16 protein-coding genes are annotated in these 17,866 nt (G+C 63.4%); 7 read left to right on the forward strand and 9 right to left on the reverse strand.

The genetic code is table 11. From position 1 onward, the window contains the following. Positions 1-104: 104 nt before the first annotated feature. The 4 genes from acnD to F3J44_RS09685 form a co-directional block, all read right to left on the reverse strand. The gene (gene acnD, locus F3J44_RS09670; protein ID WP_167271970.1) at positions 105-2,693 is read right to left on the reverse strand and encodes a Fe/S-dependent 2-methylisocitrate dehydratase AcnD; all 2,589 of its coding nucleotides are present in this window, start codon (positions 2,691-2,693) and stop codon (positions 105-107) included. Positions 2,694-2,820: 127 nt separating this feature from the next. Continuing rightward, entirely contained in the window at positions 2,821-3,948 is a 1,128-nt protein-coding gene (gene prpC / locus F3J44_RS09675; RefSeq protein WP_167069680.1) for a 2-methylcitrate synthase, read from the reverse strand. 155 nt (positions 3,949-4,103) lie between these two features. Further along, positions 4,104-4,994 carry a methylisocitrate lyase gene (gene prpB / locus F3J44_RS09680; RefSeq protein WP_167069678.1) on the reverse strand — a complete coding sequence of 297 codons (891 nt, stop codon included), beginning with the start codon at positions 4,992-4,994 and terminating at the stop codon, positions 4,104-4,106. Then, entirely contained in the window at positions 4,991-5,707 is a 717-nt protein-coding gene (locus tag F3J44_RS09685; RefSeq protein ID WP_167271972.1) for a GntR family transcriptional regulator, read from the reverse strand. Before F3J44_RS09685 ends, prpB begins: the two co-directional genes overlap by 4 nt. 368 nt (positions 5,708-6,075) lie before the next feature. On the opposite strand from F3J44_RS09685, the gene F3J44_RS09690 reads away from it, so the two are divergent. From F3J44_RS09690 to F3J44_RS09710, 5 genes are all read left to right on the forward strand, one after another. Beyond that, a complete protein-coding gene (locus F3J44_RS09690) occupies positions 6,076-6,537 on the forward strand; it encodes an ATP-dependent zinc protease (protein ID WP_205299801.1) in 462 nt (153 codons plus the stop codon). 5 nt (positions 6,538-6,542) lie between these two features. Beyond that, the gene (locus F3J44_RS09695) at positions 6,543-8,078 is read left to right on the forward strand and encodes an inactive transglutaminase family protein (protein ID WP_167069672.1); all 1,536 of its coding nucleotides are present in this window, start codon (positions 6,543-6,545) and stop codon (positions 8,076-8,078) included. Then, positions 8,078-9,058, forward strand: coding sequence for an alpha-L-glutamate ligase-like protein (locus tag F3J44_RS09700; protein WP_167069670.1), 981 nt, complete (start codon positions 8,078-8,080; stop codon positions 9,056-9,058). The genes F3J44_RS09695 and F3J44_RS09700 overlap by 1 nt, the downstream gene beginning before the upstream one ends. A gap of 189 nt (positions 9,059-9,247) precedes the next feature. After that, positions 9,248-10,591: an aminodeoxychorismate synthase component I gene (gene pabB, locus F3J44_RS09705; protein WP_167271976.1), complete on the forward strand. Its 1,344-nt coding sequence runs from the start codon at positions 9,248-9,250 to the stop codon at positions 10,589-10,591. A gap of 82 nt (positions 10,592-10,673) precedes the next feature. Beyond that, complete coding sequence (locus F3J44_RS09710; RefSeq protein ID WP_167069666.1) at positions 10,674-11,408, forward strand: phosphoadenylyl-sulfate reductase; 735 nt, start codon at positions 10,674-10,676, stop codon at positions 11,406-11,408. A 176-nt stretch (positions 11,409-11,584) separates the two neighbouring features. Here F3J44_RS09710 and cysB read toward each other — a convergent pair whose 3' ends face one another. From cysB to F3J44_RS09725, 3 genes are all read right to left on the reverse strand, one after another. Continuing rightward, positions 11,585-12,559 carry an HTH-type transcriptional regulator CysB gene (gene cysB, locus F3J44_RS09715; protein WP_167069664.1) on the reverse strand — a complete coding sequence of 325 codons (975 nt, stop codon included), beginning with the start codon at positions 12,557-12,559 and terminating at the stop codon, positions 11,585-11,587. A gap of 129 nt (positions 12,560-12,688) precedes the next feature. Further along, the gene (locus F3J44_RS09720; RefSeq protein WP_167069654.1) at positions 12,689-13,186 is read right to left on the reverse strand and encodes a universal stress protein; all 498 of its coding nucleotides are present in this window, start codon (positions 13,184-13,186) and stop codon (positions 12,689-12,691) included. Between the two features lie 104 nt (positions 13,187-13,290). Next, positions 13,291-14,238, reverse strand: a complete 948-nt coding sequence (locus F3J44_RS09725) for a putative 2-dehydropantoate 2-reductase (RefSeq protein WP_167271978.1) — start codon at positions 14,236-14,238, stop codon at positions 13,291-13,293. Between the two features lie 203 nt (positions 14,239-14,441). Between F3J44_RS09725 and F3J44_RS09730 the strand changes: the two genes are divergently transcribed. Beyond that, positions 14,442-15,518, forward strand: coding sequence for a 3-deoxy-7-phosphoheptulonate synthase (locus tag F3J44_RS09730; RefSeq protein ID WP_167069650.1), 1,077 nt, complete (start codon positions 14,442-14,444; stop codon positions 15,516-15,518). Between the two features lie 67 nt (positions 15,519-15,585). On the opposite strand, the gene F3J44_RS09735 is transcribed toward F3J44_RS09730, so the two are convergent. Beyond that, positions 15,586-15,867 (reverse strand): GNAT family N-acetyltransferase, encoded by a 282-nt coding sequence (locus F3J44_RS09735; RefSeq protein ID WP_084854752.1) that lies wholly within the window; start codon positions 15,865-15,867, stop codon positions 15,586-15,588. A gap of 510 nt (positions 15,868-16,377) precedes the next feature. On the opposite strand from F3J44_RS09735, the gene oprI reads away from it, so the two are divergent. Continuing rightward, positions 16,378-16,629 carry an outer membrane lipoprotei OprI gene (oprI, locus tag F3J44_RS09740; protein ID WP_003259780.1) on the forward strand — a complete coding sequence of 84 codons (252 nt, stop codon included), beginning with the start codon at positions 16,378-16,380 and terminating at the stop codon, positions 16,627-16,629. A 139-nt stretch (positions 16,630-16,768) separates the two neighbouring features. Here the strand turns inward: oprI and F3J44_RS09745 are convergent, their stop codons facing one another. Beyond that, complete coding sequence (locus F3J44_RS09745; protein WP_167069632.1) at positions 16,769-17,746, reverse strand: L,D-transpeptidase family protein; 978 nt, start codon at positions 17,744-17,746, stop codon at positions 16,769-16,771. Between the last annotated feature and the right edge of the window lie 120 nt (positions 17,747-17,866).

Genomic DNA, 17,866 nt, shown 5'->3' on the forward strand with positions numbered 1-17,866 from the left:
AAGCGAATATCCCTGGGGCCGCTTTGCGACCCATTCGCGGGGCAAGCCCGCTCCTACAAGAGCGGGCTTGCCCCGCGAATGGGCTGCCCAGCAGCCCCCTGCAACTACGCGGTCGCTTCCAGGAAGTCCTGGGCAAAGCGCTGCAAAACGCCCCCCGCCTCGTAGATCGACACCTCTTCGGCCGTGTCCAGGCGGCAGGTCACCGGCACCTCTACGCGCTCGCCATTACGCCGGGTCACCACCAGGGTCAAGGTCGCCCGTGGCTTGCGCTTGCCAAGCACGTCATAAGTCTCGCTGCCGTCCAGGCCCAAGGTGTTGCGGTCGGTCCCGGGCTTGAACTCCAGCGGCAGCACGCCCATACCCACCAGGTTGGTGCGGTGAATGCGCTCGAAGCCTTCGGCCACGATCGCCTCCACCCCGGCCAGGCGCACGCCCTTGGCTGCCCAGTCCCGGGACGAACCCTGGCCGTAGTCGGCACCGGCCACGATAATCAGCGGCTGCTTGCGTTGCATGTAGGTTTCGATGGCCTCCCACATGCGAGTCACCTGCCCTTCCGGCTCGATGCGCGCCAGCGACCCTTGCTTCACGCCGCCATCGTCCTTGCGCACCATCTCGTTGAACAGCTTGGGGTTGGCGAAGGTGGCGCGCTGGGCGGTCAGGTGGTCGCCGCGGTGAGTGGCGTAGGAGTTGAAGTCCTCTTCCGGCAGGCCCATCTTCGCCAGGTATTCGCCAGCGGCGCTGTCGAGCAGGATAGCGTTGGACGGCGACAGGTGGTCGGTGGTGATGTTGTCCGGCAGCACCGCCAGCGGGCGCATGCCGCGCAGGGTGCGCTCGCCGGCCAGGGCGCCTTCCCAGTACGGCGGGCGGCGGATGTAGGTGCTCATCGGGCGCCAGTCATACAGTGGCGCAACTTTCGGCCCACGGTCTTCCTCGATGGCAAACATCGGGATGTACACCTTGCGGAACTGCTCCGGCTTGACCGCTGCCCGCACGACCGCGTCGATTTCCTCGTCGCTCGGCCAGATGTCCTTGAGGCGGATTTCCTTGCCATCGACGACGCCCAGCACGTCCTTTTCGATATCGAAGCGGATGGTGCCGGCAATGGCGTAGGCCACCACCAGCGGCGGCGAGGCGAGGAACGCCTGCTTGGCATAGGGGTGAATGCGCCCGTCGAAGTTGCGGTTGCCCGAGAGCACGGCGGTGGCGTACAGGTCGCGGTCGATGATTTCCTGCTGGATCACCGGGTCCAGCGCGCCAGACATGCCGTTGCAGGTGGTGCAGGCGAAAGCGACGATGCCAAAGCCGAGCTGTTCCAGCTCTTTCTCCAGGCCCGCCTCTTCCAGGTACAGCTGCACCGCCTTGGAGCCAGGTGCCAGCGACGACTTGACCCACGGCTTGCGGGCCAGCCCAAGCTTGTTGGCATTACGCGCAATCAGGCCGGCAGCAATCACGTTGCGCGGGTTGCTGGTGTTGGTGCAACTGGTGATGGCGGCAATGATCACCGCACCATCGGGCATCTGCCCCGGCACGTCATCCCAGGCACCGGCAATGCCCTTGGCCGCCAGGTCGCTGGTGGCGACGCGGGCGTGCGGGTTAGACGGGCCGGCCATGTTACGCACCACGCTCGACAGGTCGAAACTCAGGGTGCGTTCGTACTCGGCCTTGACCAGGCTGTCGGCCCACAGGCCGGCGGCCTTGGCGTAGGTCTCCACCAGCTGCACCTGCTGGTCGTCGCGGCCGGTCAGCTTGAGGTAATCAATGGTCTGCTGGTCGATGGCGAACATCGCAGCGGTGGCACCGTATTCCGGGGCCATGTTGGAGACGGTGGCACGGTCGCCCAGGGTCAGGGCGCGCGCACCTTCGCCATGGAATTCGAGGTAGGCGCCGACCACTTTCTGCTTGCGCAGGAATTCAGTCAGGGCCAGCACCAGGTCGGTGGCGGTGATGTTCGGTGCCAGCTTGCCGGTCAGCTCGACGCCGACGATTTCCGGCAGGCGCATCCACGAGGCGCGGCCGAGCATGACGTTTTCAGCTTCCAGGCCGCCGACGCCAATGGCGATCACGCCCAGGGCATCGACATGCGGGGTGTGGCTGTCGGTACCGACGCAGGTGTCGGGGTAGGCCACGCCGCGCTCGGCGTGAATCACCGGCGACATCTTCTCCAGGTTGATCTGGTGCATGATGCCGTTGCCAGGCTGGATTACATCGACGTTCTTGAAGGCCTTCTTGGTCCAGTTGATGAAGTGGAAACGGTCCTCGTTACGGCGGTCTTCGATGGCGCGGTTCTTGTCGAACGCCTGTGGGTCGAAGCCGCCGCACTCCACGGCCAGGGAATGGTCGACGATCAACTGCACCGGCACTACCGGGTTCACCTGCGCCGGGTCGCCGCCCTTGTCGGCGATGGCATCGCGCAGGCCGGCAAGGTCCACCAGCGCGGTTTGGCCTAGGATGTCGTGGCACACCACGCGGGCCGGGAACCACGGGAAGTCGAGGTCGCGCTTGCGCTCGATCAGCTGGCCCAGGGAGGCATCGAGGGTCGCCGGGTCGCAGCGGCGCACCAGGTTTTCGGCGAGCACGCGGGAGGTGTACGGCAGGCCATCGTAGGCGCCGGGCTTGATCGCCTCGACGGCGGCGCGGGCGTCGAAATAGTCCAGGGCGGTGCCTGGCAGGGGTTTGCGGTATGCGCTGTTCATATCGTTATCAGGCTCGGTCACGGTTAGGTTGCCACGTTGTAGGAGCAGGCTTGCCTGCGATGGCGCCATATCTGGCATCCGTGCAGGTGCTGCGAACGTAATCGCAGGCAAGCCTGCTCCTACACTGTCAGCGTTGCTCGATCGGCACGAACTGGCGCTGCTCTACGCCAACGTACTCGGCGCTGGGGCGGATGATGCGGTTATTGGCGCGCTGCTCAAACACGTGCGCAGCCCAGCCGGTCAGGCGCGAACAAACGAAGATCGGGGTGAACAGCTTGGTCGGGATACCCATGAAGTGGTAAGCCGAGGCATGGTAGAAATCGGCGTTGGGGAACAGGCGCTTCTGCTCCCACATGGTTTTGTCGATGGCCTCGGAAACCGGGTACAGCACGGTGTCCCCCACCTCGTCGGCCAGCTGTTTCGACCAGCCCTTGATCACCTCGTTGCGCGGGTCGGACTCTTTGTAGATGGCATGGCCAAAGCCCATGATCTTGTCCTTGCGCTCCAGCATGCGCAGCAGCTCGGCAGTGGCTTCCTGTGGGCTCTGGAAGCGCTCGATCAGTTCCATCGCCGCCTCGTTGGCGCCGCCGTGCAGCGGGCCACGCAGCGAGCCGATGGCGGCGGTGACGCAGGAGTAAAGGTCGGACAAGGTCGAGGCGCACACCCGCGCGGTGAAGGTCGAGGCGTTGAATTCGTGCTCGGCGTACAGGATCAGCGACACGTTCATCACCTTGACGTGCAGCGCGCTCGGCGGCTTGCCATGCAGCAGGTGCAGGAAGTGGCCGCCGAGGGTGTCTTCGTCGCTGGTGCAATCGATGCGCACGCCATGGTGGGTGAAGCGGTACCAGTAGCACATCACCGCCGGGAACAGCGCCAGCAGGCGGTCGGTCTTGTCGCGCTGCTGCTCGAAGGTGAGCTCTGGCTCCAGGGTGCCGAGTACCGAACAGCCGGTGCGCATCACGTCCATCGGGTGGGCATCGCGGGGAATGCGCTCAAGCACTTCCTTCAATGCCTGGGGCAGGTCGCGCAGGCCCTTGAGCTTGCGCTTGTAGTCGGCCAGTTCCGCCTTGCCCGGCAGTTCGCCGTAAAGCAGCAGGTAGGCGACTTCCTCGAATTCGGCGCCGGCGGCCAGGTCACGCACGTCGTAGCCGCGGTAGGTCAGGCCGGCACCGGCCTGGCCGACGGTGGACAGCGCGGTCTGGCCGGCCACCTGGCCGCGCAGGCCTGCGCCACTGAGTACTTTTGCTTCGGCCATGGTGTTTCTCCTTTCTTGAATTTGTTATGGAAAACGGGCTAATCGGGGTTGCCTGGGCCGGCCTCTTCGCGGGGCAAGCCCGCTCCTACAGGGAGTGCGACGCGGTCACGCTCTGTGTAGGAGCGGGCTTGCCCCGCGAAAAGGCCGGCACTGGTTCAAGCCTTTTTCTGGGCAAACAACGCATCGAGGCTCTGCTCGAAGGCGTGGTAGCCGATGGCATCGTAGAGCTCCATGCGGGTTTGCATGGTGTCGATCACGTTCTTTTGCGTACCGTCACGGCGCAGCGCGGTGTAGACATTCTCGGCCGCCTTGTTCATGGCGCGGAACGCCGACAGCGGGTACAGCACCAGCGACACGTCGACCGACGCCAACTCTTCGGTGGTGTACAGCGGCGTGGCGCCGAACTCGGTGATGTTGGCCAGAATCGGCGCCTTCACCCGGTCGGCGAAGGTCTTGTACATCGAAAGCTCGGTAATGGCTTCCGGGAAGATCATGTCGGCACCGGCCTCGATGCACGCCGCCGCACGGTCCAGGGCGGCGTTCAGGCCTTCCACCGCCAGCGCATCGGTACGCGCCATGATCACGAAGCTGTCGTCGCTGCGGGCATCCACCGCCGCCTTGATACGGTCGACCATCTCCTGCTGCGAGACGATTTCCTTGTTCGGCCGGTGGCCACAGCGCTTGGCCCCCACCTGGTCCTCGATATGGATGGCGGCCGCGCCGAACTTGCTCATCGAGCGCACCGTGCGGGCAACGTTGAACGCCGAGGCGCCAAAGCCTGTGTCGACATCCACCAGCAACGGCAGGTCGCAAACGTCGGTGATGCGGCGCACGTCGGTCAGCACGTCATCCAGGTTGCTGATGCCCAGGTCAGGCAGGCCCAGCGACCCCGCCGCCACCCCGCCACCAGACAGGTAGATGGCCTTGAAACCAGCGCGCTTGGCCAGCAGGGCGTGGTTGGCATTGATCGCGCCAACCACCTGCAGCGGGTGCTCGGCGGCAACGGCATCGCGAAAACGCTGGCCGGGTGTGCTCTTCACAGTCATTTCTCACCTCGTGGGCTGTTGTTGTTGGCGTCCAGGTAGTGACGCTCGATATTGCGCTTTGAGGCGCCGATGTGGCGGCGCATCAGGAGTTCGGCCAGCTCGCCGTCACGGGCATCGATGGCATCAAGAATGCGATGGTGCTCGGCAAATGCCTGGCGTGGGCGGTTGGGCGTGGCGGAGAACTGAATGCGGTACATGCGCACCAGCTGGTACAGCTCGCCGCAGAGCATCTTGACCAGGGTCTGGTTGCCGCTGCCCTGGATGATCCGGTAATGGAAGTCGTAATCGCCTTCCTGCTGGTAGTACCCCAACCCGGCCTGGAACGCGGCATCGCGCTCATGGGTATCGAGCACCCGGCGCAGCTCGTCGATGTCGGCCTGGCTCATGCGCTCGGCGGCCAGGCGGCAGGCCATGCCTTCCAGGGATTCGCGAATTTCATACAGCTCGATCAGCTCGGCATGGTTGAGCGACACCACCCGCGCGCCCACATGCGGCACCCGCACCAGCAGGCGCTGGCCTTCCAGGCGGTGGATGGCCTCACGCAGCGGGCCACGGCTGATGCCGTAGGTGCGCGCCAGCTCAGGCTCGGAGATCTTGCTGCCGGGGGCGATGTCGCCCCTGACGATGGCGGCCTGGATGGAACGGAAAACATGCTCGGACAAGGTTTCCGTTTCGTCTGATGCTGCTGGGCTGGGGGTGGAAAGGTCCAGCATATTGTCGACACCTTTACGATCGCTTAAGCCAAAACTAGCGAATCAAAGGATTTCAGTCAAAGACAAAATGAACATTGTCGACAATCGTCTAAGAACGAACTTACCCAACGCTGGCGTTGTCAGATCGCGACGCGCTGGCGTCAAGGCACCGCCGTGATAGAATGCCGCGCCTCCTACGGAGTATGGATAGTGTATTTGTCATCAATTCATGTTGTTGACAGATGAACGAGGAAGCTTGCGCAGCAGTTGCCAGTCGCCTTGCCCCGAACCTTGCACAGCACCGCGCCAGGACTATGAGACTTACACCCGTTTTATTGCTGTTATGCCTAACGCTGCTGCCGGCCCTTGGCCAGGCGGCGAGCAAGACCGTGTACGGTCTGAATGAATACGCCCGGCTTGGCGACCTGGACCTTGAGGTCGCCGCCAAGCTCGACACCGGCGCCAAGACTGCATCGCTCAGCGCCCGCGATATCAAGCGTTTCAAGCGCAACGGCGAAAGCTGGGTGCGCTTCTACCTGGCCATCGACGCCGCCCATTCACACCCCATCGAACGGCCCCTGGCGCGAGTGAGCAAGATCAAGCGCCGCGCCGGCGACTACGATGTGGAGTCGGGCAAGGCCTACACCGCACGCCCGGTCATCGAACTTGAAATCTGCATGGGCCAGGCCCTGCGCACCATCGAAGTCAACCTCACCGACCGCAGCGCATTCCAGTTCCCGCTGCTGATCGGCTCCGAGGCGCTCAAGCACTTCGACGCGCTGGTCGACCCAAGCCTTAAATACGCGGCCGGCAAACCTGCCTGTGCCACCGACGCTCCCAAAGCAGAGTAATCCCGATGCGCTCTCTTACCCTCCATCTGAAAGTTCTGATCACCGTGCTGGTGTTGCTCGGCGTGGCGGTCACGGCTTATCAGATCTTCGTTCTCGGCATTCCGGTGACCGAAGACGAAACCGACGACCTGTGGAACATCGACGCCAAGGTCGAGTTCGTCGCCAGCAGCAAGGACCCGGTCAAGATCCAGATGTTCGTGCCGCCGCTGAACCGTGACTACGTCAGCCTCAACGAGAGCTTCATCTCCAACAACTACGGGGTCAGCGTCAACCGCGTGGATGGCAACCGCAAGGTCACCTGGTCGGCGCGCCGGGTCAGTGGCAACCAGACCCTGTACTACCGCCTGGTGCTGACCAAGCGCTACAGCAACGAAAAATCCACCGTCAAGGGCCCAACCTTCCGTGACAGCCTGGCCATCGACGGCCCCGAGAAGATCGCCGCCGAAGCCCTGATGGCGCCGATCCGCCAGCATTCGGCCGACGTCGAAACCTTTGTCAGCGAGACGATCAAGCGGGTCAACAACCTCAACGACGACAACGCCAAGCTGCTGCTGGCCGGCGACACGTCGCCGATGAAGAAAGCCCAGGTCATCGACCTGCTGTTGTCGATTGCCCATGTGCCGATGGAAAAGGTCCACACCATTCGCCTGGTGGCCGACACCCCGCAAACCCCCGAACTGTGGCTGCGCAGCTTCAATGGCAGCGACTGGCTGTACTTCAACCCCGACACCGGCGAGCAGGGCCTGCCAGCTGACCGCCTGCTGTGGTGGACCGGTGACGACAACCTGATCACCGTCGATGGCGGCAAGAAAGCCAACGTCACCTTCAGCATGAACAACAGCGAGATGAACGCCATCCGCCTGGCCAAGCTGACCGACGAGAACACCGACGCCGACTTCCTCGAATACTCGCTGTACGGCCTGCCGCTGCAAACCCAGCAAACCTTCATGATCATGGTGATGATCCCGATCGGCGTGCTGGTAATCCTGATTCTGCGCAACCTCATCGGCATCCAGACCCTCGGCACCTTCACCCCGGTGCTGATCGCCCTGGCCTTCCGCGAAACCCAGTTGGGCTTCGGCATCGTGCTGTTCACGGTAATCACGGCGCTGGGCCTGTCGCTACGCTCGTACCTGGAACACCTGAAGCTGCAGATGCTGCCGCGCCTGTCGGTGGTGCTGACCTTCGTCGTGGTACTGATTGCCGCCATCAGCCTGTTCAGCCACAAGCTGGGCCTGGAGCGCGGCCTGTCGGTGGCGTTGTTCCCGATGGTGATTCTGACCATGACCATCGAACGCCTGTCGATCACCTGGGAAGAGCGCGGCGGCGGCCATGCCATGAAAGTGGCGATCGGCACCCTGTTCGCCGCCTCCCTGGCACACCTGCTGATGATGGTGCCGGAGCTGGTGTACTTCGTGTTCACCTTCCCGGCGGTGTTGCTGGTGCTGGTGGGCTTCATGCTGGCGATGGGCCGCTACCGCGGTTACCGCCTGACCGAGCTCGTGCGCTTCAAGGCATTCCTGAAGAAGGCTGACGCCTGATGTTTGGCCTGATCAAGACGTGGAAAGCCCTGGAGGCCCGGGGCATCATGGGGATCAACCGGCGTAACGCGGACTATGTGCTCAAGTACAACAAGCGCAGCCTGTACCCGATCGTCGACGACAAGATCATCACCAAGGAACGCGCACTGGCAGCCGGCATCCATGTGCCGGAAATGTACGGCATCATCGAAACCGAGAAGCAGATCGAAAAGCTCGACGAGATCATCGGCGGGCGCAACGACTTCGTCATCAAGCCGGCCCAGGGCGCCGGCGGTGACGGCATCCTGGTGATCGCCGACCGCTTCGAGGACCGCTACCGCACGGTGTCGGGCAAGATCATCAGCCACGAGGAAATCGAACACCAGGTGTCGAGCATCCTCACCGGCCTGTACTCCCTTGGCGGGCACCGCGACCGCGCGCTGATCGAATACCGGGTAACGCCAGACCAGATTTTCAAGAGCATCAGCTACGAAGGCGTACCCGACATCCGCATCATCGTGCTGATGGGCTACCCGGTGATGGCCATGCTGCGCCTGCCCACCCGCCAGTCCGGCGGCAAGGCCAACCTGCACCAGGGCGCCATCGGCGTGGGCGTGGACCTGGCCACCGGCGTGACCCTGCGCGGCACCTGGCTGAACAACATCATCAGCAAGCACCCGGACACCACCAACGCGGTGGACGGTGTGCAACTGCCGAACTGGGACGGCTTCATGAAGCTGGCCGCCGGCTGCTATGAGCTGTGCGGGTTGGGCTACATCGGTGTCGACATGGTGCTGGACCAGGACAAGGGGCCGTTGATTCTGGAACTCAACGCCCGTCCAGGCCTGAACATCCAGATTGCCAACGACACCGGGCTGACCCAGCGCACCCACGCCATCGAGGCGCACATCGAGGCGCTGGCCAAGGATGGTATTACCGAAGATGCCGAGCAGCGGGTGCGGGTTACCCAGAACCTGTTCGGGCACGTGCATCCGCGCTAGGCCTGCCCAGGCCCCTTCGCGGGGCAAGCCCGCTCTTGTAGGAGCGGGCTTACCCCGCGAAGCAGGCGACGCGGTAGATGACACCGGCTTCGCCGGTGTTCGCGAGTGAACCCGCTCCCACAGGGCTAGGCGCATTTCCTTCGCAGGTCTACAATCGCCCTCCTCGCTTTTACATCGCCGTCCACACTGATGCCGACCTGTACGCTTCACCCCCTGCCCTACCAGCCCGACCCCGCCGCCTATTTCGCCCGCCTGCGCCAGGCCCCCGGCGCGATCCTGCTCGACAGCGCCCGCCCCGGCGCCGCGCGCGGGCGCTTCGACCTGCTCAGCGCCTGGCCCGTGCAGCAGCTGCAAGCCGGCCCAGACGAGCAAGGCCGAGCCTTCCTCCAGCGCCTGCGCGAAGGGTTGCAGCAACTGGGTGCGGCGCAACTGCCCGCCGGCACCGACCTGCCGTTTGCCGGCGGCCTGATCGGCTACCTCAGCTACGACTTCGGCCGCCGCCTGGAACAGCTGCCAAGCCTGGCCGTCGATGACCTCGGCCTGCCCGATGCACAGCTGGGCCTGTATGCCTGGGCACTGGTCACCGACCACCTGCTTGGCACCAGCCAACTGGTGTTCCACCCAAGCCTCGGCCATGACGAACAGGCTCGCCTGATTGCCCTGTTCGAGGCTGCCGACACCGCGCCATGCGGCCCGTTCCAGCTGCTTGCGCCCATGCGCGGCGACCTGCAACCTGCGCAGTACCAGGCCGCCTTCGACCAGGTGCAGCGCTACATCCAGGCCGGCGACTGCTACCAGATCAACCTCACCCAGCGCTTTCGTGCGCCTTGCCAGGGCGACCCGTGGCACGCCTACCAGGCCCTGCGCCTGGCGTGCCCAACGCCATTCTCGGGCTTCCAGCAACTGGCCGACGGCAGCGCGCTGCTGAGCTTTTCCCCCGAGCGCTTCATTCGCGTCAGCCAGGGCCAGGTGGAAACCCGCCCGATCAAGGGCACCCGCCCACGCTCGGCAGACCCTGCCGAGGACGCGCGCAATGCCCAGGAGCTGCGCCACAGCGCCAAGGACCGTTCGGAAAACCTGATGATCGTCGACCTGCTGCGCAACGACCTGGGCCGCACCTGCGAGATCGGCTCGGTGAAGGTGCCAGAGCTGTTCAGCCTGGAAAGCTACCCCAACGTCCACCACCTGGTGAGCAGCATCACCGGCCAACTGGCCGCCGACAAAGACGCCCTGGACCTGATCGGCGACAGCTTCCCCGGCGGCTCGATCACTGGCGCGCCGAAAATTCGCGCCATGCAGATCATCGACGAGCTGGAACCCACCCGCCGCGCGTTGTACTGCGGCTCGCTGCTGTACGTGGACGTGCGTGGCGAGATGGACAGCTCCATCGCCATCCGCAGCTTGCTGGTGAAGGATGGCCAAGTCAGTTGCTGGGGCGGCGGCGCAGTGGTGGCCGACTCGAACTGGCAGGCCGAATACGAGGAATCGATTGCCAAGGTGCGGGTGCTGATGGAGACCTTGCAGGGCTTGTGATCAGCCCGTCTACCCCGCCGTTTTTTGTTACCATCACCCCATTACGAGCGCACAGCGCCACAGCCAAGATGGAAACCGCCTGATGAGCCAACCCTTCGACGTCGCCGCCCTGGCCGCGACCTACGCCAACAAGTCCCCACAGGACATCCTCAAGCTCGCCTTCGAACACTTCGGCGATGACCTGTGGATCTCCTTCAGCGGCGCCGAGGATGTGGTGCTGGTGGACATGGCCTGGAAGCTGAACAAGCAGGTCAAGGTGTTCAGCCTCGACACCGGCCGCCTGCACCCGGAAACCTACCGCTTCATCGACCAGGTGCGCGAGCAGTACAACCTGCCGATCGAGATTCTCAGCCCGGACCGGGCCAAGCTCGACCCGTTCGTCAAGGACAAGGGCCTGTTCAGCTTCTACAAGGACGGCCACGGCGAGTGCTGCGGCATTCGCAAGATCGAGCCACTGCGCCGCAAGCTGGCCACCGTCAGCGCCTGGGCCACCGGCCAGCGCCGCGACCAGAGCCCGGGCACCCGCAGCCAGGTGGCCGCACTGGAGATCGACAGCGCGTTTTCCACCCCTGAACGCACCCTGTACAAATTCAACCCGCTGGCGCAGATGAGCAGCGAGGAAGTGTGGGGTTACATCCGCATGCTGGAGCTGCCGTACAACAGCCTGCACGAACGTGGCTTCATCAGCATTGGCTGCGAGCCGTGCACCCGGCCAGTACTGCCGAACCAGCACGAGCGCGAAGGGCGTTGGTGGTGGGAAGAGTCGACCCAGAAGGAATGCGGGCTGCACGCTGGCAACCTGATCAGCAAGGCCTGATTCGGCCGCTGCCGCCATTTCCAGGCCGCCGCCGCCCCGGTAGGAGCGAGCGTAGCTCGCGATGGGGCGCGCAGCGGCCCCAGGGTTTCAGCTTCGCAAGTGATTATGCCGGGCTGCCTTGCAGCCATCGCGAGCTGCGCTCGCTCCTACAGGAGGCCGCGCAGCTCGCGGTGCTTTTAATGCACCGGCAGTTCGACGCCTTCGAACAGCTCTTCGAGCTCTTGCTTGTTATGGCACTGAATGGCCTTGGCCATCACTTCGCGGGTCAGGTGCGGGGCGAATTTCTCGATGAAATCGCACATGAAGCCGCGCAGGAACGTGCCACGACGGAAGCCGATCTTGGTGATGCTGGCTTCGAACAGCTCACTGGCATCCAGGGCCACCAGGTCGCTGTCGAGCTTGCTGTCGACCGCCATCTTGGCCACGATGCCCACGCCCAGGCCCAGGCGCACATAGGTTTTGATCACGTCGGCGTCGGCCGCGGTGAACACCACTTTCGGCGTAAGGCCGCGGTGGTTGAACGCTTCGTCGAGTTTCGAACGGCCGGTGAAACCGAACACGTAGGTCACGATCGGGTACTCGGCCACTGCTTCCAGGGTGAGCTTCGGCAGCTTGGCCAACGGGTGCCCCTGGGGCACCACCACGCAGCGGTTCCACTTGTAGCACGGCATCATGATCAGGTCGCCGAACAGCTCCAGCGCTTCGGTGGCGATGGCGAAATCGACGGTGCCGTCAGCCGCCATCTCGGCGATCTGCATGGGCGAACCCTGGTGCATGTGCAGGGCCACTTCCGGGTACTGCTTGATGAAGTTGCTGATCACCGGCGGCAGGGCATAGCGCGCCTGGGTGTGGGTGGTGGCGATGGACAGCGTGCCCTTCTTCTCGTTGGAGAACTCCTGGGCGATCTGCTTGATGCTTTCGACCTTGCGCAGGATCTCGCCAGCGGTAGTGATGATGCGCTCACCGGCTGGGGTTACGCGGGTCAGGTGCTTGCCACTGCGAGCAAAGACCTCAACACCCAGTTCATCCTCAAGCAAGCGGATCTGCTTGCTGATCCCCGGCTGCGAGGTGTACAGGCTCTGCGCCGTCGCGGAGACGTTGAGGTCATGGTGCGCTACTTCCCAGATGTAGCGCAGTTGTTGAAGCTTCATAGGTTTCCCTCGAATCGGCGGTAGGTCAGCGGCAGCAGGCAGCGACGAGATATAACTATATTAGTGGTTCTCGAAATAAAACTAGAACTATTTTGTTACACGCGCTTCCGACATTTCCTACAAACAGCCTTACGATTTCCTACGCCCGAGGTGCTGGGAGAGCGGCACCATGTACACCGGCACGGGCGCCAGCTGCAGCAGGCGCACCGCCGTGCGTCCCAGCGGCACATCCACCCCAGCCCCGGCACTGTGGCTGCCGAAGATCAACAGGTCGACGCACAGCCGCTGCGCCTGTTCGAGAATCACCTGCGCCGGGTCGCCCTGACGCACCCGCACCGCCTTTATCAGGGCCAGGTCGGCATCCTCCCCCAGCTCATCGCGAAAGTTCTCCAGTACCCGCTGCTCGATGTTGGCCATCACCGTGTTGACACCCTCGCTGTGCAGCGCGTCCAAGGTCTGCTCGTCGAGGTAACTCTGCAAAAGGGATTCGGCGAATTGCCCCATGGGCTCCACCGCGTGGATCACGTACAGCTCGGCATTGAACGTGCGAGCCAGGGTCAGGGCATGCTGCATGACGAAGGGCGCGTACACACCGAGGTCGGTGGCGTACAGCATGGAGCGGATCATTCGACCTCCTCGACTGCCGCTGCGGCAGAGCAAGCTTGAGCTTAGCAGCGCGCCGGATCCACGCTTTGCCGTCCGGCGCACTGCTGCCGCGGGCTGCAGCGGTTTCAGCCAGGCCGGTTGGCGCGGTCGATAAAGGCCAGTGCCTGGTGCAGCATGGCCATGCGCGGCAGGCTGCAACCGGCCGCCTGGGCCTGGGCCAGCGGCTCGGCATAGATCGCCTGAAGCTCCAACGGGCGCTGCTGGGCGTGGTCGTGGTACATGCTCGGCCAGTAATCGGGCATCTGCTCGGTGACCCGGAACAGGTGCTCGGCATAGCCTTCGGGCAGCACATGGCCACAGGCGGCGGCGCCCTGCACCACTTCTGCCATCAGCGCCTGGATCAGCGCGCGGCTATCGGCATCGGCCATCAGTGGCGTGGTACTGGCATTGAGCAACACCGACAAGCCGTTGTAGGGCACATTCCACACCAGCTTCTGCCAGCGCGCCTGGCCCAGGTTGGCCATGGCCTGGGAGTCGATGCCCGCGGCGCGGAAAAGCCCTGCGCCCTGCTCGACGATGGCCGCCCCGCCATCACCCGCCGGGCCACTGTGGTAACCGAGGTTGACCGCACCCAGTGCCTGGTGACGAATGACCCCAGGAGCCTGGCGGTTGACGCAGATGAAGCACAGGCCGCCGAGCAGGTGCAGGTCGCTGCGCAACCGTGGGCGCAGCTGCTGCTCGACACCCAGGCCATTTTGCAGCAGCACCACCTTGGCATCGGCCGCCGCAGCCTGGTTGACAAGCGGTGCCAGCTCGGCATTGCTGGTGGCCTTGGCGCCCACCAGCAGCCAGTCGCAGGGCGGCATGTCGGCCGCGCCGGCGTAGGCCTGAACCGGCATCTGCAGTTGCCCGTGCACGGCGCTGTCCAGCGTCAAGCCCTGCTGGCGCACCACGTCGTATTCACTGCGCAACAGAAAGTGCACATCGAACCCTGCACGCGCCAGCATCAGCCCGTAAAAGCCGCCGATGGCGCCACTGCCAATAATGCCGATACGAGGTTTGCCACGGGTCATGCGAATCTCCTTGGAATGTCGACAGGCCTTTTTACACCCTTCCACGCCCCGGGATGAACCGGCAAGTGTATCTGCGCATGCCCAAGCCCATTGTCGCGCCCCCTGTAACGCGCTAAGGTTCCGCTCCCCGCTGCGAACATTCTTGCTGCTGGGCCGCACGGGGATTGCTGGCGGCCGGCACCCGTGACCTGACGAGTAACACGATGGCTGATTTACCGATCGACGACCTAAACGTTGCCTCCAACGAGACTTTGATCACCCCCGATCAGCTCAAGAAGGAAATCCCCCTCAGCGCCAAGGCCCTGCAGACCGTAACTGCCGGCCGTGAAGTGGTGCGCAATATTCTCGATGGCAAGGACCATCGCCTGTTCGTGGTGGTCGGCCCCTGCTCCATCCACGACATCAAGGCCGCCCACGAATACGCCGAGCGCCTGAAGGTGCTGGCCGAGGAAGTGTCCGACACGCTGTACCTGGTGATGCGCGTGTACTTCGAGAAGCCACGCACCACCGTGGGTTGGAAGGGCCTGATCAACGACCCGTACCTGGATGACTCGTTCAAGATCCAGGACGGCCTGCATATCGGCCGCCAGCTGCTGCTGGACCTGGCGGAAATGGGCCTGCCGACCGCAACCGAAGCACTCGACCCGATCTCCCCGCAGTACCTGCAGGACCTGATCAGCTGGTCGGCCATCGGCGCCCGCACCACCGAATCGCAAACCCACCGCGAGATGGCCTCGGGCCTGTCCTCGGCCGTTGGCTTCAAGAACGGCACCGACGGCGGCCTGACCGTGGCCATCAACGCCCTGCAGTCGGTGTCCAAGCCGCACCGCTTCCTCGGCATCAACCAGGAAGGCGGCGTGTCGATCGTCACCACCAAGGGCAACCCTTACGGCCACGTGGTACTGCGCGGTGGCAACGGCAAGCCTAACTACGATTCGGTCAGCGTCGCCCTGTGCGAGCAAGACCTGGCCAAGGCCAAGATCAAGGCCAACATCATGGTCGACTGCAGCCACGCCAACTCCAACAAGGACCCGGCCCTGCAGCCGCTGGTGATGGAGAACGTCGCCAACCAGATCCTCGAAGGCAACCAGTCGATCATCGGCCTGATGGTGGAAAGCCACCTGAACTGGGGCTGCCAGTCGATTCCGAAGAACCTCGACGAACTGCAGTACGGCGTGTCGGTGACCGACGCCTGCATCGACTGGTCGGCTACCGAGAACACCCTGCGCAGCATGCATGCCAAGCTCAAGGATGTGCTGCCACAGCGCAAGCGCAGCTAAGGGTGCAGCCAAAGAAAACGCCGGGCATTGCCCGGCGTTTTTGTGTCTGGTGTGAGCGGGCGCCGGCTCAGGCCTTGCTTGAATGGCGCTGCTGGCGCTCCATGTAGCGCTCCACGTACGAGCAGGAAGGGATCACCGTGTAACCCATCTGTTCAGCGTACTCCAGGGCCTTTTCAGTCAACGCTGCAGCGATCCCCCGGCCACGCAGGGCGTTGGGCACGAAGGTGCGATAGATATCCAGCGTCTGCTTGCCCAGGTCCATGTACGTCAGGTAGGCACGATGACCGTCCACGTTGGTCTCGAACTGATGACCGGCCTGGTCATGGTGGATGGTCAGCGCTTCACTCATCACTACTCCTCGCAGGTCTTCTTGGCAGACCCTTACCTTAACCGATGGTGGTTGATCCGGCGGAGGAACCTCAACGCCACCTCTTGCCCCTTGGACCCCGGGCCGACGGCAAACGTTCGACCGGGCCGGGCACTCCCAAATAGTAGGCACCGCAAGCGGGATTACTCAAGCAGTCAACGCTTAAAAAGTAGCGCCAACCCGCGCCCGGCTTGATGCTGGGCAACCTGGCAAGAGCAGCCGGATGTTCTGCACCTTAAGACGCCGAAGGACAGTTAAAGTCACCGTTAGTTCAACAAAAAGTTCCCGCACTACAACCGCTTGCGAGCGTCGCACGCTTTTTTCACATTTGCCCTACAATTTCTGTCGACCACCGCTCCTTGCAACATATTTTTTTGCAGTTCTTGCGCTCCGTCAGTTTACTTACTACAAGTAATGGGTACTATGTACGCCGGCCAGTTTCTCTTTTCCGAGAGATGGCTATTTAATAGAAAGTCCTTGAAGGGGAACACGATGAACAACGTTCTGAAATTCTCTGCTCTGGCTCTGGCCGCAGTTCTGGCTACCGGTTGCAGCAGCGTATCCAAAGAAACCGAAGCTCGTCTGACTGCGACTGAAGACGCAGCAGCTCGCGCTCAAGCCCGTGCTGACGAAGCCTACCGTAAGGCTGACGACGCTCTGGCCGCTGCTCAGAAGGCTCAGCAAACTGCTGACGAAGCCAACGAGCGCGCTCTGCGTATGCTGGACAAAGCCAGCCGCAAGTAATAATCCTCCCGGATTGTTATGGAGCCGACCCACTTGTGGGTCGGCTTTTTTATTGCCTGCCGAAAAGCCCTTGCCCACACACGACGAAGCCCGCCCAGGCGGTTCGCCTGAGCGGGCTCCAGGTGTGTCGCAGAACGCCTTACTGCAGTTCGGCAGGAATGCTCGACACGGTAGTTTCGGCACCCGGATTATTGACCGGTACGGCAATTTCCACAGGCATGCCGTCTTCGGCGGCCACCACGTCACGCACCATGTCCCAGTTCATGCGCAGGTTGTTGGCGAGGTCTTCACGCTTGAGCAAGGCATTGATAACGGCAGTGTGCTTATCGACTACCGACGGGTTGCCTTGGTCGTCCAGCGGCGTATGCGCCTCCAGGTAAACCTTGCCGCCACTGATACCGAACTTGTACGGCTCGTTCATGATGCGTACCGGGGTACCGACCGGCACCAGTTTCGACAACTCCAGCACGTTGTTGTTAAGCATGCGGAAGCAACCATGGCTGGTGCGCATGCCAATGCCGAACTTCTTGTTCGACCCGTGGATGAGGTAGCCCGGCACGCCCAGGGTGAACTTGAACGGGCCCAGCGGGTTGTCGGGACCCGCGGGCACCACGGCCGGGAGGATGTCGCCATCGGCGGCGTGCTCGGCGCGAATGGAAGCCGGCGGCGTCCAGGTGGGGTTCGGCGTCTTGGCGGTGATCTTGGTGTTGGCGATGGGCGAACCCCAACCTTCACGGCCAATGCCCAGCGGGAAGGTGTACACCACGTTCTGCCCTTTCGGGTAGTAGTACAGGCGGTACTCGGCCAGGTTGATCACCACGCCTTCACGCGGCCCCGGTGGCAGGATGTAGCGGGTGGGCAGGATGATCTCGGTGCCCGCGCCCGGCAACCAGGGGTCGACGCCGGGGTTGGCGGCGATCATTTCCAGGTAGCCCAGGTCGTTGGCAGTGCCGATGTCGGCGAAGGTGTCTTCGTACTTGGCCTTGATCGTGTGAACCTGGCCGACGACGTCTTCACCAGGAGGGGGCAGCGGCAGCTCCAGCGCAACGGCGGGGCCTGCTGCCAGCATGGCGGCCAGGGTCAGGCAACGGGTGACGGCGGGAAAGCGCGGCAACATCCGGTAAATCCTTCGAAAGGTGGGACAAGAGGCACGATTGTACACCCGCCTCGCTGCCAGCGGGAGGCATTGGCGGTTTCCATGCGTTTCAGATGATGAAAGGTGAGCGTAGTTCCGCGC

The sequence above is a fragment of the Pantoea sp. Tr-811 genome, from assembly GCF_011752535.1.
Taxonomy (GTDB): domain Bacteria; phylum Pseudomonadota; class Gammaproteobacteria; order Pseudomonadales; family Pseudomonadaceae; genus Aquipseudomonas.